27 protein-coding genes are annotated in these 19,894 nt (G+C 66.5%); 17 read left to right on the top strand and 10 right to left on the bottom strand.

Annotated elements, in window-relative coordinates; all coding sequences use genetic code 11:
* The first annotated feature begins 105 nt into the window (after positions 1 to 105).
* The 9 genes from QZ670_RS04760 to queE all read left to right on the top strand — a co-directional run bounded on the left by QZ670_RS04760 (position 106) and on the right by queE (position 4,849).
* Entirely contained in the window at positions 106 to 312 is a 207-nt protein-coding gene (locus tag QZ670_RS04760) for a cold-shock protein (RefSeq protein ID WP_093294641.1), read from the top strand.
* Positions 313 to 402: 90 nt separating this feature from the next.
* Entirely contained in the window at positions 403 to 621 is a 219-nt protein-coding gene (locus QZ670_RS04755; RefSeq protein ID WP_294252636.1) for a hypothetical protein, read from the top strand.
* Positions 622 to 624: 3 nt separating this feature from the next.
* Positions 625 to 993 (top strand): DUF6481 family protein, encoded by a 369-nt coding sequence (locus QZ670_RS04750; protein WP_294252635.1) that lies wholly within the window; start codon positions 625 to 627, stop codon positions 991 to 993.
* Between the two features lie 48 nt (positions 994 to 1,041).
* Entirely contained in the window at positions 1,042 to 1,170 is a 129-nt protein-coding gene (locus QZ670_RS04745) for a hypothetical protein (RefSeq protein ID WP_294252634.1), read from the top strand.
* Positions 1,171 to 1,411: 241 nt separating this feature from the next.
* Positions 1,412 to 1,951: a hypothetical protein gene (locus tag QZ670_RS04740; RefSeq protein WP_294252633.1), complete on the top strand. Its 540-nt coding sequence runs from the start codon at positions 1,412 to 1,414 to the stop codon at positions 1,949 to 1,951.
* On the top strand, positions 1,948 to 2,874 hold the full coding sequence (locus QZ670_RS04735; protein ID WP_294252632.1) for an Hsp33 family molecular chaperone HslO: 927 nt from the start codon (positions 1,948 to 1,950) through the stop codon (positions 2,872 to 2,874). The genes QZ670_RS04740 and QZ670_RS04735 overlap by 4 nt, the downstream gene beginning before the upstream one ends.
* Positions 2,875 to 2,954: 80 nt before the next feature.
* Positions 2,955 to 3,380 carry a DUF3617 family protein gene (locus tag QZ670_RS04730; RefSeq protein WP_294252631.1) on the top strand — a complete coding sequence of 142 codons (426 nt, stop codon included), beginning with the start codon at positions 2,955 to 2,957 and terminating at the stop codon, positions 3,378 to 3,380.
* 147 nt (positions 3,381 to 3,527) lie between these two features.
* Positions 3,528 to 4,220, top strand: coding sequence for a 7-cyano-7-deazaguanine synthase QueC (queC, locus tag QZ670_RS04725; RefSeq protein ID WP_294252630.1), 693 nt, complete (start codon positions 3,528 to 3,530; stop codon positions 4,218 to 4,220).
* Positions 4,217 to 4,849, top strand: coding sequence for a 7-carboxy-7-deazaguanine synthase (gene queE, locus QZ670_RS04720; RefSeq protein ID WP_294252629.1), 633 nt, complete (start codon positions 4,217 to 4,219; stop codon positions 4,847 to 4,849). Before queC ends, queE begins: the two co-directional genes overlap by 4 nt.
* Positions 4,850 to 4,902: 53 nt before the next feature.
* On the opposite strand, the gene QZ670_RS04715 is transcribed toward queE, so the two are convergent.
* The 3 genes from QZ670_RS04715 to lipB form a co-directional block, all read right to left on the bottom strand.
* Complete coding sequence (locus QZ670_RS04715; RefSeq protein ID WP_294252628.1) at positions 4,903 to 5,553, bottom strand: hypothetical protein; 651 nt, start codon at positions 5,551 to 5,553, stop codon at positions 4,903 to 4,905.
* A 204-nt stretch (positions 5,554 to 5,757) separates the two neighbouring features.
* Entirely contained in the window at positions 5,758 to 5,982 is a 225-nt protein-coding gene (locus QZ670_RS04710; protein WP_294252627.1) for a hypothetical protein, read from the bottom strand.
* A 104-nt stretch (positions 5,983 to 6,086) separates the two neighbouring features.
* Positions 6,087 to 6,731 (bottom strand): lipoyl(octanoyl) transferase LipB, encoded by a 645-nt coding sequence (gene lipB, locus QZ670_RS04705; RefSeq protein WP_294252626.1) that lies wholly within the window; start codon positions 6,729 to 6,731, stop codon positions 6,087 to 6,089.
* A 100-nt stretch (positions 6,732 to 6,831) separates the two neighbouring features.
* On the opposite strand from lipB, the gene QZ670_RS04700 reads away from it, so the two are divergent.
* On the top strand, positions 6,832 to 7,656 hold the full coding sequence (locus QZ670_RS04700) for a hypothetical protein (protein ID WP_294252625.1): 825 nt from the start codon (positions 6,832 to 6,834) through the stop codon (positions 7,654 to 7,656).
* Complete coding sequence (locus tag QZ670_RS04695; RefSeq protein ID WP_294252624.1) at positions 7,653 to 8,396, top strand: hypothetical protein; 744 nt, start codon at positions 7,653 to 7,655, stop codon at positions 8,394 to 8,396. The genes QZ670_RS04700 and QZ670_RS04695 overlap by 4 nt, the downstream gene beginning before the upstream one ends.
* On the opposite strand, the gene QZ670_RS04690 is transcribed toward QZ670_RS04695, so the two are convergent.
* The 3 genes from QZ670_RS04690 to QZ670_RS04680 are packed head-to-tail and all read right to left on the bottom strand — an operon-like array spanning position 8,363 to position 10,246.
* Positions 8,363 to 8,959, bottom strand: a complete 597-nt coding sequence (locus QZ670_RS04690; protein ID WP_294252623.1) for a GNAT family N-acetyltransferase — start codon at positions 8,957 to 8,959, stop codon at positions 8,363 to 8,365. The genes QZ670_RS04695 and QZ670_RS04690 overlap by 34 nt on opposite strands.
* Before the next feature lie 4 nt (positions 8,960 to 8,963).
* Positions 8,964 to 9,806 carry an oxygen-dependent coproporphyrinogen oxidase gene (gene hemF, locus QZ670_RS04685; protein ID WP_294252622.1) on the bottom strand — a complete coding sequence of 281 codons (843 nt, stop codon included), beginning with the start codon at positions 9,804 to 9,806 and terminating at the stop codon, positions 8,964 to 8,966.
* A complete protein-coding gene (locus QZ670_RS04680) occupies positions 9,803 to 10,246 on the bottom strand; it encodes a tRNA (cytidine(34)-2'-O)-methyltransferase (protein WP_294252772.1) in 444 nt (147 codons plus the stop codon). Before QZ670_RS04680 ends, hemF begins: the two co-directional genes overlap by 4 nt.
* Positions 10,247 to 10,451: 205 nt before the next feature.
* On the opposite strand from QZ670_RS04680, the gene petA reads away from it, so the two are divergent.
* The 6 genes from petA to QZ670_RS04650 all read left to right on the top strand — a co-directional run bounded on the left by petA (position 10,452) and on the right by QZ670_RS04650 (position 15,725).
* On the top strand, positions 10,452 to 11,036 hold the full coding sequence (gene petA / locus QZ670_RS04675; RefSeq protein WP_294252621.1) for a ubiquinol-cytochrome c reductase iron-sulfur subunit: 585 nt from the start codon (positions 10,452 to 10,454) through the stop codon (positions 11,034 to 11,036).
* Between the two features lie 12 nt (positions 11,037 to 11,048).
* Positions 11,049 to 12,338 carry a cytochrome b N-terminal domain-containing protein gene (locus QZ670_RS04670; RefSeq protein ID WP_294252620.1) on the top strand — a complete coding sequence of 430 codons (1,290 nt, stop codon included), beginning with the start codon at positions 11,049 to 11,051 and terminating at the stop codon, positions 12,336 to 12,338.
* 14 nt (positions 12,339 to 12,352) lie between these two features.
* Positions 12,353 to 13,189, top strand: coding sequence for a cytochrome c1 (locus tag QZ670_RS04665; RefSeq protein WP_294252619.1), 837 nt, complete (start codon positions 12,353 to 12,355; stop codon positions 13,187 to 13,189).
* Entirely contained in the window at positions 13,189 to 13,731 is a 543-nt protein-coding gene (locus QZ670_RS04660) for an adenine phosphoribosyltransferase (RefSeq protein WP_294252618.1), read from the top strand. The genes QZ670_RS04665 and QZ670_RS04660 overlap by 1 nt, the downstream gene beginning before the upstream one ends.
* 94 nt (positions 13,732 to 13,825) lie before the next feature.
* A complete protein-coding gene (locus QZ670_RS04655; RefSeq protein WP_294252617.1) occupies positions 13,826 to 14,161 on the top strand; it encodes a hypothetical protein in 336 nt (111 codons plus the stop codon).
* Between the two features lie 256 nt (positions 14,162 to 14,417).
* A complete protein-coding gene (locus tag QZ670_RS04650; RefSeq protein WP_294252616.1) occupies positions 14,418 to 15,725 on the top strand; it encodes a methyl-accepting chemotaxis protein in 1,308 nt (435 codons plus the stop codon).
* A 220-nt stretch (positions 15,726 to 15,945) separates the two neighbouring features.
* On the opposite strand, the gene QZ670_RS04645 is transcribed toward QZ670_RS04650, so the two are convergent.
* The 4 genes from QZ670_RS04645 to QZ670_RS04630 form a co-directional block, all read right to left on the bottom strand.
* On the bottom strand, positions 15,946 to 16,395 hold the full coding sequence (locus QZ670_RS04645) for a MaoC family dehydratase (protein ID WP_294252771.1): 450 nt from the start codon (positions 16,393 to 16,395) through the stop codon (positions 15,946 to 15,948).
* Between the two features lie 42 nt (positions 16,396 to 16,437).
* Positions 16,438 to 17,706 (bottom strand): ectonucleotide pyrophosphatase/phosphodiesterase, encoded by a 1,269-nt coding sequence (locus tag QZ670_RS04640; RefSeq protein WP_294252615.1) that lies wholly within the window; start codon positions 17,704 to 17,706, stop codon positions 16,438 to 16,440.
* Positions 17,707 to 17,803: 97 nt separating this feature from the next.
* Positions 17,804 to 19,123 carry a hypothetical protein gene (locus QZ670_RS04635; RefSeq protein WP_294252614.1) on the bottom strand — a complete coding sequence of 440 codons (1,320 nt, stop codon included), beginning with the start codon at positions 19,121 to 19,123 and terminating at the stop codon, positions 17,804 to 17,806.
* Positions 19,124 to 19,126: 3 nt separating this feature from the next.
* Positions 19,127 to 19,885 (bottom strand): glutaredoxin, encoded by a 759-nt coding sequence (locus QZ670_RS04630; protein WP_294252613.1) that lies wholly within the window; start codon positions 19,883 to 19,885, stop codon positions 19,127 to 19,129.
* Positions 19,886 to 19,894 lie beyond the last annotated feature (9 nt).

Genomic DNA, 19,894 nt, shown 5'->3' with positions numbered 1-19,894 from the left:
TCGGGCCGCCTCGGCTCCTCCCTTTGTCCCTTTCTAGCCTCACCGAAGCCGGGATGCGCCGCTGTTGGCGCATGCCCGTCATGCCTGGGACAAAGGATGCCCAATATGATCACCGGAACCGTGAAATTCTTTAATAACGACAAGGGCTATGGCTTCATCGCGCCGGAAACCGGCGGCGGCGACGCGTTTGTCCACATCTCGGCTGTCGAGCGCGCCGGCATGCACACGCTCGATAAGGACCAGCGCGTTTCCTACGAGCTGGAGACTGATCGTCGGGGCAAGACCTCGGCAGTGAACCTTCAGTCCGCCTGAAGCACGGCCGTTCGGGCGGGCGCTGTCGTGCTCGCCCGAATTCATGAAGATCCGGCGGGGGAGACCCCGCTTCCGGGAAGGTAGAACGGCATGTCCAGAGCAATCAATGTGCGCGCGGAGAAGGACCACGTCGTGGCGACCTGCGCCAAGCGCAAGATCGCGATCAGCGCGATCGAGACGCTGCAGTCGGGCGGTACGCGCGTCGTGATGAACAGCGCGGCCGATACGGCGATCATCGCCAAAGCCTATGGCAGCAAGGTAATCGCCGGTGCCGTGACGCGCGTGCCGACGAGAATGGGGAGACTGTAAGAGATGGCGGCATATAGAGCCCCGAATTTCCAGGAACGCGCCACGGCGGCGTCTGAGGCCAAGCGCAAGGCGCTGGCCCAGCTGCGGGCAAGGCCCGTGGCGGATGCCGCTACCCTGGCGGCGGCCAGGGAGCGGCGCCTGGCCGCCGAACGTGCCGACGCCGAGAAGCGCGCCGCGGTCTTGGCCGAGCGCGAGCAACACGCCGAAGCCGAGCGTGCGAGCGAGGCCGAGGCCGCGCGTGCGGCAGAGGCTGCTGCAGCAGCAGCGGCAGCAGCGGCAGCAGCGGCGATGCCGGTGCTGACCGAGGCCGACCGCAAGGCGGCGCGGGATGCCAGATATGCGGCGCGCAAGAACAACAAGCGCGCGCGTTGACCCGATCGCGGCCGCAAGGTCGTGACGGTGCAGGGGACAGGAGCAGCGATGGCCAAGGGTCAGAAAAAGTCGAACAAGGAAGTGCGCAAGCCGAAGGCCGAGAAGCCTCCGAAGCAGAATGCCTCCAACCCTAGCACCAAGGGCAAGCCGGTCGAGATGACCACGCTGAAGTCCTGACAGGGAGGGGGCGGCTTCGGCGGTCCCCTTCGATCGCAGTTCGCCTTCCTGCCTCAGAAAATTGGTGGTGCCTCCTGCGGCACGCCTCTTGGCGTCGATGCGATAGCATGTACCTTCCGTCTCGTTCAGCCAGATCCGTCGATGCGCGGGTCCGGTAAACCGGGGGCAAGGTTTGTCGTATCTTCGATCAGGCAGGCGACGACATTTTGCGGTGGTCATCCTTTTGGGCGTTGTCGCGTCTTTGGCCGCGGGCAGCTACTCGGGCAGGGCGAAGGAAGCGTATTTCGATCATGTCTTTGCCACGTGCTACGGCGGCAAGGTTCGCGCAGGCACCTGGACCGACCCGCTGGACCGCGGCCTCGGCACGCTCGACGCGACGTCCCGAGAGTTCGTGGCGCGCAGCGAAACCGATAAAGCGATAATCGCCTGCACGAAGCGCTGGGCCGGCTGGATCATCGAGGACGCGCCGCCACGGGACGACAGAAGTCCTTGTGCGCTGAGAGTCACCGTGGGGGGGCAGAATGTGCGACCGCTCGGCTACGACGTCACGATCCATCACGAGAGATGCGTTCGATCGTTGCATGCCGACTGCATGCCAAGCAGATCCTCGCAGCGCCTAAACTTCCTAAGCTTCGCGCCGCCGCCGCCGCCGCTGCTCCGCATTGTTTCCCGCCGCAAAGCCCCTATTTACACCTCCGAACCCAGAAAATGCGTTCGTCGGAACGCGCGGAGTCACCCCGACTTCTCGCGGCCGCAAACGAATGCCGGAGACGTATCGTGACTCACCCCGTTCCCGCCGCCGATCTCGATCGCGTGACCGGCTTTGCCATCCCCGAGCGCCATGTCCGCGGCCGCGTCGCGCGGCTGGGGCCGGTGCTGAACGAGATCCTCTCGGCCCATGCCTATCCCGCGCCGATCGAGAAGCTGCTGGCCGAGGCGCTGACTCTCACCGCGCTGCTCGGCAGCACGCTCAAGGATGCCGAGGGGCAGATGACGCTGCAGGCGCAGACCCAGCGCGGCATCGTCAGCCTGATGGTGTGCGACTACAAGAATGGCGAGCTGCGCGGCTATGTGCAGTTCGATGCCAAGCGGCTGAGCCAGCTCGGCAAGAACCCGTCGCTCAGCGCGCTGTTCAACGGCGGCTATCTGGCGGTGACCTTCGACCAGGCGCTCACCAACGAACGCTATCAGGGCATCGTGCCGCTGGAAGGCGCCTCGATCGCCGAGGCGGCGCAGAGCTATTTCTTCCAGTCGGAACAGATTCCCACGCTGGTGCGCCTCGGCGTGCACAAGGACAAGACGACCGGCAAGGTGATCGCCGGCGGCCTGTTCCTCCAGCATCTGCCGGAAGGCGAAGTGGGGCGCGAGCGGCTGCACGTGCGGCTCGACCATCCCGAATGGCAGCACGTCGAGGCGCTGGGCGGCACGATGGGCGCCGACGAACTGGCCGATCCGGCGATCCCGCTGGAAGGGCTGGTGTGGCGGCTGTTCAACGAGGAGAGCGAGGTGCGCATGCTCGCCGGGCATGATCTGTCGCGCGGCTGCCGCTGCGGGGCGGACTATATCCAGCAGGTGCTCGCCAAGTTTCCCGAGGAAGAGCGCGCCGCGATGGCCGACGAGGGCGGCGTGATCAAGGTCGATTGCGCCTTCTGCTCAAAGCAGTTCCCGGTGGCGCTCGCCGATTTCGTTCCGCCGTCGTTGTAAAGCCGTAATCCTCCTATGATATGTGACTCGGCGGACGGTGCCGTGGGAGCGGCGCCGTCCCCGACAAGGAGTTTGAACGGGTGAACAAAGGCGTGCTGTGGGCGGCGGTGGTCGGGTTGGCGCTGGTGACGGCGAGTGCATCGGCGCAGCAGCGTCCGGGTGCGGCGGCGGCGACGGCGCGGCCGGTGGACGTGCCGGCGATCAACCTGATCCAGAAGGGCAAGTGGTCGGCCCGCGACAGCGAGGGCAACGAGCGCGTGATGTGCGTGCGCGACCCCTATCAGATCCTCCGGCCCGAGAAGATCACCACGCCCTGCCAGAATGTGGTGATGGAAAGCGCCGCCAGCCGCGCAACGGTGCGCAGCGTCTGCACCGGCCATGGCACGATGCTCACCCGCATCACCACCGACACGCCGCGCCAGGTGACCGTGGAGATGCAGGGCGTGATCGACGGCCAGCCCTTCTCCGAAACCTATGACGCAAAGCGCATCGGGGACTGTTCCTGAGCGCGTTGGTTACCATTCATTAACCGGTTGAGGATAGAAGGATGAGGTCCCCAGGGAGGTGTCTCTCCCTGGTTTGGTTTTCCCATTTCTATCCTTTCCGGCCGTCCCTTCGGGGGCGGCCATTTTTTTGCCGGCGAAAGCGCCTACATGCCGCCGATGACTCAAAGCATTGCCATCGCCCTGGTATCGGGCGGACTCGATTCCATGGTCTCCGCCGCGCGTGCCCGCGAGGACGGCCACCGCCTGCTCGCCCTGTCGATCGACTATAATCAGCGCCACAAGGTCGAGCTGGACGCGGCGGCAAAGATCGCCGCCATGCTCGGCGCCGAGCGCCATGTCGTGCTGCCGCTGGACCTGCGCGCCTTTGGCGGCTCCGCGCTGACCGCCGACATCGACGTGCCCAAGACCGGCGTCGGCAGCGACATTCCGGTCACCTATGTTCCGGCGCGCAACACCATCTTCCTCAGCCTCGCGCTGGGCTGGGCCGAGGCGGCGGGCGCGCGCGATCTGTATATCGGCGTCAATGCGCTCGATTATTCGGGCTATCCCGATTGCCGGCCCGAGTTCATCGCCGGGTTCGAGAAGCTGGCCGAGCTGGCGACCAAGGCGGGTGTGGAGGGCGAGCCCTTCCGCATCCAGGCGCCGCTGCAGAACATGAGCAAGGCCGATATCGTCCGCGAGGCGGCCCGGCTGGGGCTCGACGCGGGGCTCAGCTGGTCCTGTTACGATCCGACGCCCGAAGAGCTGCACTGCGGGCTGTGCGACAGCTGCCGGCTGCGGTCGCGCGGGTTCGAGGAAGCCGGGCTGCCCGATCCGACCCGCTACGCCACCCACCCATGAGCTACGCCGTCAAGGAGATGTTCCTCACCCTGCAGGGGGAGGGCGTCAACGCCGGCGCGAGGGCGGTGTTCGTCCGCTTCGCCGGCTGCAACCTGTGGTCAGGGCGCGAGGAAGATCGCGCGACGGCGGTCTGCCGCTTCTGCGACACCGATTTCGTCGGGATCGACGGGCTGGGCGGTGGCCGGTTCGCGGATGCGGCGGCGCTGGTCGCGGCGGTGGAGGGCCACTGGGGTCCCGGCCACAACAAGCGCTTCGTGGTGCTGACCGGCGGGGAGCCGATGCTCCAGATCGACGATGCGCTGGTCGAGGCACTCCACGCCCGCGGCTTCCGCATCGCGATCGAGAGCAACGGCACGCTGCCGGTGCATCCCGGCATCGACTGGGTGTGCATTAGCCCAAAGGCGGGGAGCGAGGTGGTGCAGCGGCGCGGCGACGAGCTCAAGCTGGTCTGGCCGCAGCCGGGCACCGACCTGGAAGCGATCGAGGGCTGGGACTTCGCCCATTTCCTGATCCAGCCGATGGACAGCGCCGAGGCCGAGGCGAACACCCGCGCGGCCATTGCAGTCGCCATGGAGCGGCCGCGCTGGCGGCTCACGCTCCAAACCCACAAGCTGCTGGGCCTGCGCTAACGAAAAAGGGGTGGCGCGACGGCCACCCCTTTTTGTTTCGGCTTGGGCTTGATTCAGCCCAGGGAGCCGCACTTGCGTACCTGGTACTCGCCGTTCCGCCAGCACTTGTCGTTGCCGAACTGCGGCAGCGGGCGCAGGACCGGCCAGACGAAGGTCACGCGGCGGGTGCGGAAATGCTGCTCGCCCCAGGCCTTGAGGCTCTCGCGCAACTCGCGCATCCGGCGTTGCGCCACATCACCCACCGTCCCGCGCGGCGCGTACACCACCTCCTGGCCGATTGAGGCGGCCGTCTGGCAGAAAGACAGCTGACCAGAGACGGTGGAAAAGCTCGAATAGACGCGGGTCGAGAACACGTCGAGCGCGTTCTGTGCGGCCTTCTTCGTCTTCGCGGTTTTTAGGAAATATTTCTCGAGCGTATCATATGCTTTATTGAACTCGTCATCATGATCTTTGCGGGCGGCGACATAGTTGTCGTCGGCCAGCAGCGTCGGCTCGAACTTGCATTGCAGTGCAGCAACGTTGAGCCCGGCGCGCAGGCTCCATACCAGCGCTGCCCGTAGCTCTGCCGGGGACGCGCCCGGCATTGCCTGGGCGATCATGCCCGGCTCGGTGCCGGTGACCGGCGGACCCGAAAGATCCACCGACTTGAAGAAGAATTGCGCCGAAGCAGGCGCCGAAACGCACATTGCCGCGAGGGCAGCCATGCCCAAAGTGATACGCCGACCGAGCATCCCATCCTCTTGATACCGCTATGAGAGATGTTCGTTAGGGCGTTTCGATTCGTCGCCCAAGCCCCTTTTTTCCAAACACGACGATCTGTGGTGCGCGGGGCGGGGCCGACCCCGAAACGAGAAGGGCCGCCCGGTTGCCCGGACGGCCCTTTCGTAACGTACGCCGAAGCGCGATGATTACATCGCGTTCGAAGCGTTCATCGTGCCGTTGTCGACGACGGCGTTGTCAACCGGCGCAGCGACGTCAACGTTGGTGACTGAAGCGTCGGTGGTGTTTTCCGGAGCAACGACTTCGGTGGTGTTGTTGACGTTGGTTTCGGTGTTGCTGCTGCAAGCCGAGGCCAGGAGGGCCGCACCGGCGATCATCGAGCCAGCAACGATCTTCGAAAGGACTGCACGCATGTAATAGCTCCCTAGATAATGGATTTGGACGACGCTTGTACGCCGTTAATACCCAAACCGTGCTGGACATTAGACGGTTCGGGGGACACCCTCAAGACTCGAATTTATCCCGCGCGATCCAGAGCGTCCAAAAATGGCAAAAATGTGGCCTGCAGCGCCTGATCGAAGCGGTCCGTCGCAATCGGTTTGCCCAGCCTGGCGGCGCTGGTGACGGGGAATTCGGCGATTCCGCAGGGCACGATTCCAGTGAAATGGGTCAGATCGGGATCGAGGTTGATCGCGAATCCGTGCAGCGTCACCCATTGCCGGATTCGTACGCCGATGGCGCCGATCTTCGCCTCGACGCCCTGATCGAGCGTCCAGATGCCGATGCGGCCGGGCGCGCGGAACGCCTCGATGCCGCAGTCGCCCAGCGCAGCGATCACCCAGCCTTCGATCGCGTGGACATAGTTGCGTACGTCGCGCAGCCGCTCGCGCAGGTCGAGCACGACATAGCCGATCCGCTGGCCGGGGCCATGATAGGTATAGCGCCCGCCGCGCCCGGTGCGGTGGACGGGGAAGCGAGGATCGAGCATTTCGGCGGGATCGGCGCTGGTGCCGGCGGTGTAGACGGGCGGGTGCTCGAGCAGCCAGACCAGTTCCTGCGCACTGTGCGCGGTGACGGCGGCGGCGCGCGCCTCCATCGCGGCATGGGCTTCGGCATAGTCGATCGGCCGGGGCTCGACCCGCCATTCGATGGTTTCGTGCATGATCGTCGCCGCTTGCGCCCTTCCGGCCGCCAAGGCAAGCATTGGCAAGGCGGTGCCCCCCGGCTAACACCCCGGGTCCCTCACGCAAGGACTTCGCCGCATGGCAAAAATGAGCATCGTCTGGGATCGCACCACGGCGTTTGTCGGGGAGAATCTGGGCACGCTGGTGCCGCTGGCGCTGGCGGCGTTCGTAGCACCTGGCGTGATCAACAGCTGCGCCTCGGCCGCGGCGGCGACGGCGAGCCCGGGCGTGCGGTTGGCGGTCGGCGCCCTGGTGGTGCTGGTGTCGATCGTTTCCTTCTGGGGTTCGCTCACCGTGATCGCGCTGGCGACCGGCGCGGGCGCCCGTGCCGATGCGGGGCGGCTGGCGGTACGGCGGCTGCCGGCGGCGCTGCTCGTCTCGATCGGCATCGGGCTTGCCGCGGCCGTGGCGATGCTGCCCCTGCCCGTGCTCCTCGCGGCGCGCGGCTATGACGTGCTGACGATCGCCACGGGGCAGGCGAGCGGCATGACCATCGATCCGCAGACGTCGAGCATGGTCGCGCTCTGGGTGCTGGTGCTGGTCCTGGCCTTCTTCTTCCTCTTCACCCGGCTGCTGCTGGTCAGCACGGTGGTGCTGCGCGAGGGCTTGCTGTTCGGTGCGGTCGGTCGTTCCTGGGCGCTCACCCGCGGGCATGGCTGGCGGATCTTCGGCCTGCTGCTGCTGTTCACGCTGATCGGCGGGGTCGCGCAGCTCGCCGCGCAGCTGGTGTTCGGCAGCGTATTCGCCCTGCTCTTCGGCAACGCCCCGGGCCTGACGACGGCGATGCTGCTTACGACGATCGTCACCGCGAGCGTGCAGGCGGTGGTGATGCTGCTGCTCGCGGCATTCCAGGGCAAGCTCTACGTGGCGCTGACCACGACCGATTCGGTGTGGCCCGCATGACGCTGCGCCTGGCTGGCCTGTTCGCCGACGCAAAGACCCTTTGGCAGCGCGAGCGTGCACTGGTGCTGCCCGTCGCGGGGCTGTTCTTCCTGCTGCCGAGCCTCGGCATGCTGCTTCTGATGGTGCAGGGTGCCCCCGATCTGGAATCGCTTTCCGATCAGGCGGTGCTGCTCGCCTTCTACCAGAAGTTCGTCGAGGCGAACGTCGTGCCCATCGCGCTGGCCTATCTGGCCGTCGATTACGGCATCTTCGCGCTGTTCAGCCTGTATCTGCGCGGGCAGGGGCAGACGCTGGGGCAGGTGATGAAGGCGGCGCTGCGGCGGCTGTTTCCGTTCCTGGTACTGGAAGTGGCGGTGAGCATCGGCTTCCAGCTAGGCTTCTCGCTATTCATCGCGCCGGGGCTGTTCGTCTTCGCGCGGACCTGGCTGGCGGCGCCCGCCTATGCCGCCCGGCCCGAGGCGGGGCTGATCGAGGCGTTCAAGCAGGGCTGGGTGCGCAGCAGCGGCGTAACCGGGCTGCTCTTCCTGCTGGTCGCGGCGATGGTGTTCGTCGGCGGCATCGGCGCGATGGCGGTATCGAGCATCTTCACCGGGCTGATCGCGACCGCGGCGGGCGGGGGCGTGGTGCCGGAGTTCCTCGGCTATCTGCTGCTGTCGATGATCGGTGCGGGCGTGTGGACCGCGCTGGTGATCCTGCGCGTCGCTGCCTATCGCGCGACCGAGCCCAGGCAGGGAATGTGAGGCGCCGCGTCCGGCGGTAGCACGCCGAGCAGGCGCGGGTCGGGAAAGGTTTCGATTGTGCGCTTGTACGGCACGAAGCCGTGGCGGCGATAGAAGCCGAGCGCGGCGGGGTGGTCGAGCGTGCAGGTATGGACCCAGACGCGCGTCACCTCCTTGCGCCAGGCGAAGGCCAGCGCTTGCGCCATCAGCCAGGCGCCATGGCCCTTGCCGGTGATCTCCGGCACCAGCCCGACATAGGCGAGTTCGCAGGTGGCAGCGGTGCGGAAATCGAGCTCGAGCATGCCGACCTCGACGCCCGCCCGGTCCACCACCGCGTAGACCGCGACCTGCGGATCATCGAGAATCGCCCGCAGCCGCGCCTCCTCCATCACCAGCCGCGAGAACCACAGCCACGGCCCGCCCACCCGGCGGAACAGCGCGCGATATTTATCGCTGTCGGGCGCGGGCCAGTGGACCAGCCGGAACGGGGAGGGGGCCATCGGTCGCGGCCTGGGCCGTTCGCGCATCTCCAGCGCGGTGACGATGGTGGCGATATGGTCGTTTGCGACGGGCAGCAGGCCCATGGGCTCAGCTCCAGGCGGCCATCGGCGGCAGGCTCATCAGGATTGCATCGACATTGCCGCCGGTCTTGAGGCCGAACAGCGTGCCGCGATCGTAGATCAGGTTGAACTCGGCATAGCGGCCGCGCCATTCGAGCTGGCGCTGGCGATCGGCATCGTCGAACGGCTGGTCCATCCGCCGCCGCACCAGCTTCGGGTACACGTCGAGAAAGGCGCGGCCGACATCCTGGGTCAGCGCGAAATCCGCCTCCCAGTCGTTTTCGAGATGATCGTAGAAGATGCCGCCGACGCCGCGATGCACCTTGCGGTGGGGGATGTAGAAATAGTCGTCCGCCCATGCCTTGAAACGCGGATAATAAGACGGGTCGTGCGCGTCGCAGGCGGCCTGTAGCCGGGCGTGAAAATCGGCGGTGTCCTCCTCGTACGGCAGCGGCGGGTTGAGATCGGCGCCGCCGCCGAACCAGCGCTTGGTGGTGGTAAGGAAGCGCGTGTTCATATGGACCGCGGGCACGTGCGGATTGGCCATGTGCGCGACCAGGCTGATGCCGGTGGCGAAGAAGCTGGGGTCCTCGCCCGCGCCGTGGATGGTCTTGGCGAAATCGCCCTCGAACGCGCCGCCGACGGTGGAGACGTTGACGCCCACCTTTTCGAACACCCGGCCCTTCATCACCCCGCGCACGCCGCCGCCGCCGGGCGCGCCGCTGGCGTCGACACGGTCCCAGGCGAGGTATTCGAACGAAGCGTCCGATCCGGCCTCGCGCTCGATCGCCTCGAATTCGGCGCAGATCGAATCGCGCAGGCCCTCGAACCAGGTGCGGGCGCGTTGCTGCTGGTCGTCGAGCGTGATCATTGCGGGAATCCTTCGGTCTGGCGTAGCGCCTCGGCCAGCCCGATGCCCGTTGCGACCGCGAGGTTCAAGGAGCGCAGCTCCGGTCGCAGCGGTATTCGCACTGCAGCATCGGCCCGGTCGTGCACGAAGTCCGGCACACCGCTGCTCTCCGCACCGAACAGCAGCGTGTCACCGGCCTCGAAGCGGGCCTCGGGCAGGCGAATGCCGCCACGGGTGGTGAAGAGCACCAGCCGCGCAGGCAGCCGCGCTTCGAAGGCGCTCCAGTCGGCATGCCGCACCGTTTCGGGTTCATAGTCCATCGCCGCGCGCTTGCGGGCGCGATCGCCCCAGGGAAAACCCATAGGTTCGATCAGGTCCACCGCCACCCCCATGCACGCCGCCAACCGCAAGATGGTGCCGACATTTCCTGCAATTTCAGGCTGGAACAACGCGACGCGAATTGTGGAGGGCGAAGTCATTTTGCAGTGCAACATTAAGGCCTTGGAGACGAGAAGATGAAAAACCCTGTTGGCAAAGCTGCATCGCGCCGTCTATCAAACTTAGGATAGCCACCGGAAACCCGGCCGGCACTGAGCTTCGTTTCGTCCGCGTTCCTCTCTCCGCGGTTCTCATGCGGAAGAGTTCCCGAAGTGCAAGGGCTAGAGCATGGCAACGTTTGAAGAAGGCGTTACTCCCGATCAGACCGTAGGCCCAGGCGGCGAAATCCTCGAGAATCCCCGTCGTCGCGATTATCTTCTCTATGCCGCACCTGCGGTTGCCGCGGTCGGTGCCGGCGTGGTGGTGCTGCCGCTCGTCAATTCGATGAATCCGTCGGCCGACGTGCTGGCGCAGTCGACCACCGAGGTCAATCTCGCGGCGATCGAGCCGGGGCAGGCGATCAAGGCCAGCTTCCGCAAACAGCCCTTGTTCGTCCGCAACCTCACGCCGCAGGAAATCGCCCAGGCCGAAGCGGTGCCGATCTCGAGCCTGCGCGATCCGCAGACGCTCGATCAGCGCACCAAGGAAGGCCACAAGAACTGGCTGATCACGCTGGGCGTGTGCACCCATCTCGGCTGCGTGCCGCTGGGGGCGGGCGAGGGCGAGAGCCGGGGGCCGTTCGGCGGCTATTTCTGCCCGTGCCATGGCTCGGCCTATGATACGGCCGGCCGTATCCGGCAGGGGCCGGCACCGAAGAATCTCGAAGTACCAAAATATAATTTCACGTCCGACACGGTTGTCACAGTCGGGTGAGGAGAGACCTGGATGAGCTTTCCCTGGGCGCGCCATTACGAGCCGAAAAACCCGGTGATGAAATGGGTGGACGATCGGCTGCCGCTGCCGCGGTTTGTCTATAACGCGATCGGCGCCGGCTATCCGGTGCCGCGCAACCTGAATTACTTCTGGAACTTCGGCATTCTGGCCGGGCTTTCGCTGGTGATCCAGATCGTCACCGGCATCGTGCTGGCGATGCACTTCCACAGCTCGGCGACCGGCGCGTTCGAATCGGTCAACGGCACGATCATGCGCGACGTGAACGCAGGCTGGTTCCTGCGCTTCGCCCACGCCAACGGCGCCAGCATGTTCTTCATCGTGGTGTACATCCACATCTTCCGCGGCCTCCATTACGGATCGTACAAGGCGCCGCGCGAGATGGTGTGGCTGCTCGGCGTGGTGATCTTCCTGCTGATGATGGCCACCGCCTTCATGGGCTATGTGCTCCCCTGGGGGCAGATGAGCTTCTGGGGCGCGCAGGTGATCACCGGCTTCTTCTCGGCGATCCCCGTGGTCGGCGACTGGATCCGCGTGTGGCTGCTCGGCGGCTATGCGCCGGACGATGCCGCGCTCAACCGCTTCTTCTCGCTCCACTATCTGCTGCCCTTCGTGATCGCGGGCGTGATCATCCTGCACATTTGGGCGCTGCACATTCCCGGCTCCAACAACCCGACCGGCTTGGAGGTGAAGGGCGAGCAGGATACGGTGCCGTTCCACCCCTATTATACCGCCAAGGACGGCTTCGGGGTCGGCATCTTCCTGATCCTGTTCTCGATCCTGATCTTCTTCTATCCGGACTATCTCGGCCACCCGGACAATTACATCCCGGCCAACCCGCTCTCGACGCCTGCGCACATCGTGCCCGAATGGTATTTCTGGCCCTTCTACGCGATCCTGCGCGCCTTCACCGCGGACTTCATCCTGCCGGCGAAGCTGTGGGGCGTGCTGGCGATGTTCGGCTCGATCCTGCTCCTGTTCTTCCTGCCCTGGCTGGATCGCTCGCCGGTGCGCTCGGCCAATTACCGGCCGATGTACCGCGTCGCCTTCTGGGTGCTGGTTGCCGACGTGCTGATCCTCGGCTGGTGCGGCGGTTCGCCTGCGGAGCCGGTCTATGTGATCACCAGCCAGATCGCCGCCGCCTATTATTTCGCGCACTTCCTGATCATCGTGCCGATCATCTCGCGGATCGAGACGCCGCGCCCGCTGCCCAATTCGATCACCGAAGCGGTGCTCAAGGGTGAAGGCGGATCGCGCATCACCGCCACCGCGGCGACGGCATAAGGGGGCCGGGAACCATGACGTCGATCTTCTTCCGCTCGATCAAGTTCCTGATCGGTGCCGGCTTCGTCTTCGTGCTGCTGCTCGCCCTGCTGGGCAGTATCACCGGCCTGATCAAGGAACCGCCGAAGCAGACCGCCGAACAGGCGCTGCACAAGCATCCGAAGGAGCTGGACCTCCCCTCGAACGGGCCGCTCGGCAAGTTCGACACCGCCCAGCTCCAGCGCGGCTTCAAGGTGTACAAGGAAGTCTGCGCGGCGTGCCACTCGCTGCACATGATCGCCTTCCGCAACCTCAAGGACCTGGGATATAGCGACGCCCAGGTGAAGAAGATCGCGAAGGAATGGGCGAACAAGCAGCCGGCGTTCGACGAGAAGGCCGGCACCTGGGGCGAGCGCGACAACATTCCCTCGGACCATATCCCCAAGGTCTATTATGCCGGCACCGGCAACCCGCCGGACCTCAGCCTGATCACCAAGGCGCGGCATGACGGCGCCGCCTATGTCCATTCGCTGCTGACCGGCTATGGCGAGAAGCCCGATCCGGCGAAGGCAGCGCAGTTCCCCGAGGCGACGAAGACGCCCGACGGCATGTACTTCAACCCGTATTTCGCCAATCTCAACATCGCGATGCCGCCGCCGCTGACCAGCGAGGGCCAGGTGCAATATGACGACGGCACCCGCGCCACCGTCGACCAGATGGCGAAGGACGTCTCCGCCTTCCTCGTCTGGACCGCCGAGCCGACGCTGCAGACGCGCCACCAGGCGGGCGTGGCGGTCGTGATCTTCTTGCTGTTTGCCACCGGGCTCGCCTATGGCGCGTACCTCACGGTTTGGCGCGGCATGAAGCATTGATGGACACCCAGCAGAACGAAGACATCCGCAGTCGCATTCGCACCATCCCTGACTTTCCGAAGCCGGGGATCCTGTTTCGCGACATCACCACGCTGCTGCTCGATCCCGAGGGGCTGCGGCTGACGATCGAGAAGATGGCGGCGCAGGTTGACGGGAAGATCGATCTCGTTGCCGGCGTCGAGGCGCGCGGCTTCGTGTTCGGCGCGGCGCTGGCGGTGCGGCTCGGCACCGGCGTGCTGCTGATCCGCAAGGACGGCAAGCTGCCGGGTGCAACGATCGCCGAGGATTACGCCCTCGAATATGGCACCGACCGGATCGCCATCCATGCCGATGCGCTGGTGCCCGGCGCCCGCGTGCTGCTGGTCGACGACCTGATCGCCACCGGCGGCACGGCGCGCGCGGCGGTGCGGCTGCTGCGCAAGGCGGGGGCGGAGGTGGTCCAGGCCTCGTTCGTTGTCGACCTGCCCGATCTGGGCGGCGCGGATGCGCTGCGCAGTGACGGGATCGCCGTCGCGGCGCTCGTCGCGTTCGAGGGCCACTGACGGAACTCCGGCGGGCATCCGTGCGCTTCTCCGCCCGAGGGGCGCGGCCGGGGGCACTGCCCCGCCGCGCCCCTCCGGCACAGGAGCGTGACTCATGCATATCGGCTTGAAATCCATCCTCGGCGCGGCGCTGCTTGGCAGTGCGGCGGCACTCGGCGGCTGCATGGATGACGGCTATGGCTATGGCGGGTCACGTGTGGCGGTGGGCTACGGCGCAGGCTATGGCAGCCCCTATTGGGGCTGGTACGACGACTATTATTATCCCGGCACCGGTGTCTATGTGTACGACCGGTATCGCCATCGTCGCGCCTGGAACGATGGCCAGCGCGCCTATTGGGAGCAGCGCCGCGGTGCCTGGCGCGGCGAGCAGCGCTGGCGGAACAACTGGCGCGACTTCCGCGGGCGCCCAGGCGGGTGGCACCGGCGTTGAGTGCCGCCTGTACCATCGCGTGATGCACCTTCGCGTGCCTAATCCTCTCATTTACTAGATATGCATCGGCTGTGGTATTCGAAGGACCCCGATCATCGCCCGGCATTATCGAGATGCAGATCGGAAGGTAAATGTGTTGCTAGTACAATGATATTTCGCTCGTGCCTACGTAACTTTCCTCTATCTGCAAATCCGTAACCGCAACCTTCCAATCTCCTATGATATCTTTGACAGAGATCAAGGACTGGGGTGCGGTATGGAGTGGTTCAAGGCGAATGCACCGATTCGACTGAAGCTGTTGATCGCCTTCGGTCTGTTCGTCGGCTTCATGGTGGCGGTTACCGCCGTGGACGCGATTCTGCCTTGGGCGCTGTCGCTGGAGGTCGATGCCGGGCTTACCTTGTGCGCGCTGATCTGCGCCTGGTGGCTGCGCGAAGCGATCGCCGTACCCTATGTCACTACCGTCGTTCGCATGGAGGCACTGGCCGCCGGCGACCTCAAGAGCCCGGTCGCCTATACCGACTTCACCGATTGCGTCGGCCGCCTGACGCGCGCCATGGCCAGTTTCAAACAGGCCGCCGAGGCGCAGATCGAGCAGAATGCGCTCGCCAAGGAGCATGCGGCGGTGGTCCGCGGTATGGCCGTGTACTTCCAGCGCCTCGCGGACGGCGACCTCAGCGCCAAGATCACCGAGCACTATCCGCAGGAATTCGGCGATCTCAAGGATGGCTACAACGGCGCGATCGATCGCCTGCGCGACCTGATCGACGCGCTGATGGACAGCACCCAGTCGATCGAGACCGGCAGCCGCGAAATCGCGCAGGCCTCGGGCAATCTTGCGCGCCGCACCGAGCACGCCGCCGGCGAGCTCAGCCAGACCGCGGTGGCGGTGAAGCAGATCACCGGTAGCGTGCGCGAAACCGCGGCCGCAGCAGACCAGTCGCTCGCCGCCAGCCACTCGGCGCGCTCCGCGGTAACCGAAGGCCGCAATCGTACCACTGCCGCCACCGTAGCCATGGAGGCGGTGACCGAAAGCTCGCGCGCCATCGACGGCGTGATCGAGGGGCTGGAGAAGATTGCCTTCCAGACCCGGGTGCTCGCGATGAACGCCGCGGTCGAGGCAGGCCGCGCTGGTGAAGCGGGCCGCGGCTTCGCGGTCGTCGCCGACCTGGTGAGCGCGCTGGCCCTGCGGGCCGAAACCGAATCGGCGAGCGCCAAGGAACAGCTCACCCGCGCCCGAGACGAGATCGGCACCGCCGTCGCCGCGGTCGGCCTGATCGACGAGGCCTTCCAGACCATCGAGGCCTCGACCGAGGACAGCGCGCGCCGGGCCGACGAGATCGCCCGCGCCAGCCGCGAGCAGGCCGATGCGACCAAGGCAGTGTCCGGGGCGCTCAGCTCGATCGAATCGGGCATTCAGCAGAATGCCGCGATGGTCGAGGAAACCTCGGCGGCGACCACGCACCTGCTCCGCGAAGTGGAAGTGCTGAGCGGCCAGACCGGCGCGTTCAAGCTCGAGCGCGGTGCCGCCAAGCGGCGCGCGGCCATGCTGGAGGCGGCCTGAGGTATTGCGCGACAGGTGCCGGACGTAGCCGTCGGAGCGATCCCTACCGCACTCGGCCATGCGCGTGCGCGAACAGCTGCTAGGCGAGGCCGATGCCGCCGGGCGGGCCCAGTGGTCGCTGGTGGTGCTTCATCGGTAAGGGGGGCGCAGAAATCGGCCGCCCACATCACCGATGCTTATCATCACGCCGGCATCGATTCCAGATGCGCCGGACGCCGGATCACGCCGTCGTGCGGCGCGCGATCAGGGCGTTGGCGATAAAGGTGAGGACCGCTTCGCCCTGCTGGTTGAAGCTGGTCAGCCGGCTGCGGACGATGCCCATGTCCGGGCGGCTCTGCGAGGCGCGGGCTTCCAGCACTTCGGTTTCGCAGCGGAGCACGTCGCCGGGGTAGACCGGCTTCAGCCAGCGCAGTTCGTCCACGCCTGCCGCGCCCAGGCTGGCGATCGGGTCCGCTTCGTAGTGCGCGACCAGCATTGCCATCGTCATCGCGTTGGTGTGCCAGCCGCTCGCCGCCAGCCGCCCGAAATGGGTCTTGGCTGCCGCCTCGTCGGAGAGGTGGAACGGTTGAGGATCATATTTGCGCGCGAACTCCAGCACTTCCTCGCGGGTGACCTCGTAGCGGCCGAAGCTGGCGCGATCGCCCGGGCGGATATCGTCGAAGAAGCGCATGGCAACGAGTTTCATTCAGAAACCCGACGCTGGCAAGCGGATTCAACGGGGCTGGAGCAGGCCCCGAAACGGCACGTCGTCGCCGTCGAGCCCTGCCTTGGGCGGCAGCCCGAGCAGGTCGCGGAGCAGCGGGGCGACGTCGACATTGTCGAATGCTGGCAGCGTGCCGTGGCGGAAGGCGGGGCCGGCGGCGACGAACAGCGCGGCCATGTCCGGGCTGCGATTGTCATAGCCGTGCTCGCCGCGGGTGAAGGGCGCGCCGGGCAGCGTCTCAACGATCATCCAGCGCGGCTCGGCGAGGCAGAAGAGCGCGGGTACGCGCGCGTTGGTGCCGAAGCGGAACCGCGCCGGGATGTCCGCCTTGCGCCAGCATTCCATGTGGGGATGCGGCCGGAGCAGCGCCTGCTCGACCAGCGCTTCCTTGCCGGGCAGTGGGTTCAGCGCGGCGAAGGGGCCGCCTTCGATCAGGTGGTAGCTGTCCTTGGGCAGGCCGAGCGGGATGACGCGGGTGTCGCTGGTCTCCGACATGCCATGGTCGGAGACGACGATCAGGTTTGCAGGCTGGTGTAGCGCCGCCAGCCCCTCGATCAGCGCGCCAATCTGCGCGTCGACCTGCGCCGCCGCCTGCGTGACTTCAGGCGAGTCCGGACCATGACCGTGGCCCACGGTGTCGACGCGGTCGAAATAGAGGGTGACGAAGCGCGGGCGGTTGGCGGCCGGGCGGCGGAGCCAGTCGAGCACGGTGTCGACGCGCTGCGTGTCGTTGATCGCCTGGTTGTACTGGAGCCAGTCGCGCGGACGGGTGCCGCCGGCATAGTCGCCGTGGTCGGGCCTGGTGACACTGCTGCCCCAGGCGACGTTCGCGCCGGGCCAGAACACGGTGCCGGTCCGGATGCCGGCCTTCTCCGCCTCCACCCAGATCGGCGCGGCGGCGTTCCACCAATAGGGCGCGTCGCTGGCGGTGGTGAAGGTTTCGTTCGGGTGGGCGGGATCCTCCATCCGGTTGCCGACGATGCCATGGTGATCGGGCACCAGCCCGGTGACCAGCGTCCAATGGTTGGGGAAGGTCTTGCTCGGGAAGCTTGGGCGCATCGACCCGGTGATGCCCTGCGCGGCTAGGCGGGTGAGGTTGGGCGTGACGCCGCGCTGGAGGTAATCGGCGCGGAAGCCGTCGATCGAGATCAGGATCGTGACGGCCGGGCGGGCTTCCACCGCCGCGGGGGGCGGGGGAGGCGCCTGGACCGGCGGAGTGGCACAAGCCTGGAGGACCGCGATCAGCGCGGCGGCGGCGATTCTGGTGGTCCAGCGCATGCGGGGCTGCATGCGCCGTAATTGTTGCGGGGGGAAGACCGGGCGTTTCCCCCTCCACCATCGCCTTCGGCGGCGCGGTGGAGGAGGCGCCCCGCGCTTACCGCCCCAGCGCCAGTCGCGCGAACAGCGTATAGCTCACCGGCGCCTTGCCATAGGCCGCATCGAGCACGCTCGGCTTGGCGTAGGCGGCGACTGACCCGCCCAGCGCCAGCTCGGTCTGGTGCGCAAGCGGGATGCGATAGGCATAGCCGCCCTCGAACCGCGTCACCCGGAACTTGGTGTCGTGCAGCGGATCGTCATGATCCGGGAAGAGCTCGTCGTTTGCGACATTCTCAACCCGGCCGAATAGGCTGTGCCGACTGGTCAGGTCCCAGTTCGCCTCGGCGGTGAACGCGCTCAGCACCGGCCCGGGCAGGCGGTGCTTGGCGGCATAGGCGACCATCGCCGAGACTTTGCCGCTGCTATAGTGGAGGCTGGCGGTGGTGCGCTGCTCGTCCTCGCCCTGATGGGTGACTTCGGGGCTCTTGAGGTGCCCGGTCGAGACCTGCGCTACCCAATTGTCCGAAGGCGACCAGCTGGCGCGGACGCTCCAGCTGTCTAGCTTGATGCGATCCACGTCCCAGCGATGCTCGTCGGGCTCGCGGCCGTTGAACCAGGAGCCTTCCAGCTGCACGCGGCCCGCCTGCACGCCGCCGGTAACGACCCCATAGGTGATGTGGCTGCTGTCGAGCCAGTGATGCGCGATCGGCGACAGCGCGAAATAGCGCGCCGAGCGGCGGTGCATGAACGCGCTCGGCCCGAGCGCGGGCTCCGCGACGGGACCGCCATAGACGAACAGCTTGGTGCCCGGCGCGACCTGGGTATCGACGCGCGCGCTCAGTTCCATGAACAGGTCGTGCGGGTGCTGGCGATCGACCAGCGGCTGGCCGTTGGCGGTCTCGCCGCTGGCGAAGAGATTGGGATAGCCGCCCTGGCCCATGGCGGGCTCGAGACTGCCCATCGCGCGGAGCTGCACCGAGGTGCCGCCCCAATCGCGGCTGGCGCTGAGCATCGCCATCGATTCGACGAACGCCTCGTCCTTGCCGCGCGGCCCGCCCTGATCGGTATAGACGCCCCAAAGGTACCCGTGCGCCATCACCATCCAGTCGCCATCGCCGAGCATCACGCCGCGCATCGGCCCGTCGGCCTGGGGCAGCAGCGATGTGCCCGAGCCGCCGGCGGCATGGTCGGAGCCGCCCATCCGCATGGCCGACATCGGTTGGGACATGTCCATGCCGGCCATGTTGTGACCCATGGCGGCGTGGTCCTGCGGCGTGGGCTCGGCGGGCATGGCACCCATGTCGTGCATGCTGTGATCCTCCTGCGCGAGCGCGGGCAGGGGCGCGAGCAGGGCAAGGGCGGCGAGGGTGGTACGCAAGGTTCAGACTCCGAGCAGGGGGCGCGCGAGCATCCAAAGGCCCATCGCGATCATCATCAGGTTTTCGGTGAGCGACACGAAGCCCAGCGGCACGTTGCTGTCGCCGCCGACACAGGCGCATTTCAGCTCGCGGCGATCGACATAGACCGCCTTGAACACCGAGACGGCGCCGATCCCGCCGATGAACAGCGCGAGTGGGGCGGAGAACCAGGTCAGCACGTTCGCGGTCATCAGCAGCCCGGCCGCGGCCTCGGCGAAGGGATAGAGGGTGGCATAGGGCACCCAGCGGCGGGCGAGCAGGTCGTAGCCGAGGAACATCGTCGCGAAGCCGGACACGTCGCGCAGCTTGAGCATCGCCAGCAGGCACATCGAGAAGCTGACGAACCACTCGCCCGCGCGCATCGTGAGCGGCGTCGCATAGGCGGCCTGGCTGGTGGCGAGCGCCATCAGCGCAGCGATGGCGAACAGCGCGAGTACCGGACGATAGGTCTTCGCCTTGGGATCGCGGACCTTCAGGCCGAGGAACTGGCGGAGATCGTCATGCCCGCCGATCCGCCGCTCGCCGATGAAAACCTGCGGCGTGCTCGTCACGCCGTGGCGGGCCTTGAACGCGTCGGTCTCCTCGCGGGTGGTGAGGTGGCGGTCGTCGACCGTGTACCCGTGGCTTTTGAGCAGGTGCAGGGCGCGCAGGCCCCAGGGGCAGACATGCGTGCCCATCACCATGCGATAGAGAATTGCGTGCTTTTCCGAGGCGGATGACATGGGCTTTCC

This window comes from uncultured Sphingomonas sp. (assembly GCF_913774285.1).
Lineage (GTDB): Bacteria > Pseudomonadota > Alphaproteobacteria > Sphingomonadales > Sphingomonadaceae > Sphingomonas.
The sequence above is the reverse complement of the archived record's forward strand: the minus strand, read 5'-3'. Positions and strand labels throughout refer to the sequence as shown.

Excerpts from the sequence above, each read along its gene's own strand:
- lipB (WP_294252626.1), bottom strand. The coding sequence starts at position 6,731 with ATGCACGAAACCATCGAATGGCGGGTCGAGCCCCGGCCGATCGACTAT.
- QZ670_RS04665 (WP_294252619.1), top strand. The coding sequence starts at position 12,353 with ATGACGTCGATCTTCTTCCGCTCGATCAAGTTCCTGATCGGTGCCGGC.
- QZ670_RS04750 (WP_294252635.1), top strand. The coding sequence starts at position 625 with ATGGCGGCATATAGAGCCCCGAATTTCCAGGAACGCGCCACGGCGGCG.
- QZ670_RS04650 (WP_294252616.1), top strand. The coding sequence starts at position 14,418 with ATGGAGTGGTTCAAGGCGAATGCACCGATTCGACTGAAGCTGTTGATC.
- QZ670_RS04710 (WP_294252627.1), bottom strand. The coding sequence starts at position 5,982 with ATGCGTGCAGTCCTTTCGAAGATCGTTGCTGGCTCGATGATCGCCGGT.
- hemF (WP_294252622.1), bottom strand. The coding sequence starts at position 9,806 with ATGATCACGCTCGACGACCAGCAGCAACGCGCCCGCACCTGGTTCGAG.
- QZ670_RS04640 (WP_294252615.1), bottom strand. The coding sequence starts at position 17,706 with ATGCGCTGGACCACCAGAATCGCCGCCGCCGCGCTGATCGCGGTCCTC.
- QZ670_RS04695 (WP_294252624.1), top strand. The coding sequence starts at position 7,653 with ATGACGCTGCGCCTGGCTGGCCTGTTCGCCGACGCAAAGACCCTTTGG.
- QZ670_RS04670 (WP_294252620.1), top strand. The coding sequence starts at position 11,049 with ATGAGCTTTCCCTGGGCGCGCCATTACGAGCCGAAAAACCCGGTGATG.
- QZ670_RS04745 (WP_294252634.1), top strand. The coding sequence starts at position 1,042 with ATGGCCAAGGGTCAGAAAAAGTCGAACAAGGAAGTGCGCAAGCCGAAG.
- QZ670_RS04660 (WP_294252618.1), top strand. The coding sequence starts at position 13,189 with ATGGACACCCAGCAGAACGAAGACATCCGCAGTCGCATTCGCACCATC.
- QZ670_RS04645 (WP_294252771.1), bottom strand. The coding sequence starts at position 16,395 with ATGCGCTTCTTCGACGATATCCGCCCGGGCGATCGCGCCAGCTTCGGC.
- QZ670_RS04755 (WP_294252636.1), top strand. The coding sequence starts at position 403 with ATGTCCAGAGCAATCAATGTGCGCGCGGAGAAGGACCACGTCGTGGCG.
- petA (WP_294252621.1), top strand. The coding sequence starts at position 10,452 with ATGGCAACGTTTGAAGAAGGCGTTACTCCCGATCAGACCGTAGGCCCA.
- QZ670_RS04630 (WP_294252613.1), bottom strand. The coding sequence starts at position 19,885 with ATGTCATCCGCCTCGGAAAAGCACGCAATTCTCTATCGCATGGTGATG.
- QZ670_RS04760 (WP_093294641.1), top strand. The coding sequence starts at position 106 with ATGATCACCGGAACCGTGAAATTCTTTAATAACGACAAGGGCTATGGC.
- queE (WP_294252629.1), top strand. The coding sequence starts at position 4,217 with ATGAGCTACGCCGTCAAGGAGATGTTCCTCACCCTGCAGGGGGAGGGC.
- QZ670_RS04700 (WP_294252625.1), top strand. The coding sequence starts at position 6,832 with ATGGCAAAAATGAGCATCGTCTGGGATCGCACCACGGCGTTTGTCGGG.
- QZ670_RS04690 (WP_294252623.1), bottom strand. The coding sequence starts at position 8,959 with ATGGGCCTGCTGCCCGTCGCAAACGACCATATCGCCACCATCGTCACC.
- QZ670_RS04655 (WP_294252617.1), top strand. The coding sequence starts at position 13,826 with ATGCATATCGGCTTGAAATCCATCCTCGGCGCGGCGCTGCTTGGCAGT.
- queC (WP_294252630.1), top strand. The coding sequence starts at position 3,528 with ATGCCGCCGATGACTCAAAGCATTGCCATCGCCCTGGTATCGGGCGGA.
- QZ670_RS04715 (WP_294252628.1), bottom strand. The coding sequence starts at position 5,553 with ATGGCTGCCCTCGCGGCAATGTGCGTTTCGGCGCCTGCTTCGGCGCAA.